This window comes from Citrobacter sp. S-77, from assembly GCF_963864895.1.
In the GTDB taxonomy this organism is placed as follows: Bacteria; Pseudomonadota; Gammaproteobacteria; order Enterobacterales; family Enterobacteriaceae; genus Citrobacter; species Citrobacter murliniae.
In genome coordinates this window covers 1-738 of record NZ_CAWLWU010000008.1, presented here as the reverse complement: position 1 = coordinate 738, position 738 = coordinate 1, and the positions used below count along the sequence as shown (strand labels likewise).

1 protein-coding gene and 1 pseudogene are annotated in these 738 nt (G+C 55.6%); both read right to left on the bottom strand.

All coding sequences use genetic code 11. The annotated features are described in order from the left end of the window. Window positions 1–377: replication protein P (locus tag AACS05_RS24750; RefSeq protein ID WP_045438288.1), on the bottom strand; the 377-nt coding region annotated here is incomplete at its 3' end. Further along, window positions 374–738: pseudogene (locus tag AACS05_RS24745) on the bottom strand (replication protein); the annotation flags it as partial. The pseudogene AACS05_RS24745 and the gene AACS05_RS24750, both read right to left, overlap by 4 nt.

Genomic DNA, 738 nt, shown 5'->3' with positions numbered 1-738 from the left:
AGCTCGCTGACGTTTGGCAGTCCGGCGGTAACGGATGCTTCTTCCCGGCACCATGCAACAAACTGCCCGGGTGATGGCAGAAATGGTCGATTCTGCCGACGGGCTACGCGCATTCCTGCGTTAACCTGTTCCATCGTGGTGATCCCGTTTTCCCGAAAAGCCAGAACCCACTGGCGACGGATTTCGTTCACTTCGTTCTGGTCACGGTTAGCCAGGCTCGCCGGGAAAGTTGCCAGTAACTGGCTGAACACACCGTTGATGATCTGCGCTACCTGCTGTACCTGCGGCTTTTCGTCGTACTGTTCCGGCATGTTGTTGGCGATCCGACGCATCTGCTCACGGTCAAAGTTAACCATCTGTGCGGCGATGTTTTTCATAGATCCACCCCGTAAATCCAGTCTGTGTTTGTCAGGTCGAGTTTTGGTTTGCTGGCTGTCACGCCTGCCTGTTGCTTGTTACGGTTGATTTCGAGTTGGGTCCACTTATCGCGGAGTTTGGCCGGGCTCAGCACGTTACCGGACCAGAAGTTGTCCTGGCATGCCCAGCGGAACAGCACACACATGTCGCGGTGGTTACGTCCGTCACGTTCACGCATCAGGCGGATATCGTTAGCCCACCCAGCAAAATTCGGTTTTCTGGCTGATGGTGCGATAGTCTTCACCATGTCAAACATCCACTCTGCGGCGGTCAGGTCTTCTGCTGTCCCCCACTTGCTGCCGCTCTGAATTGCAGCATCCG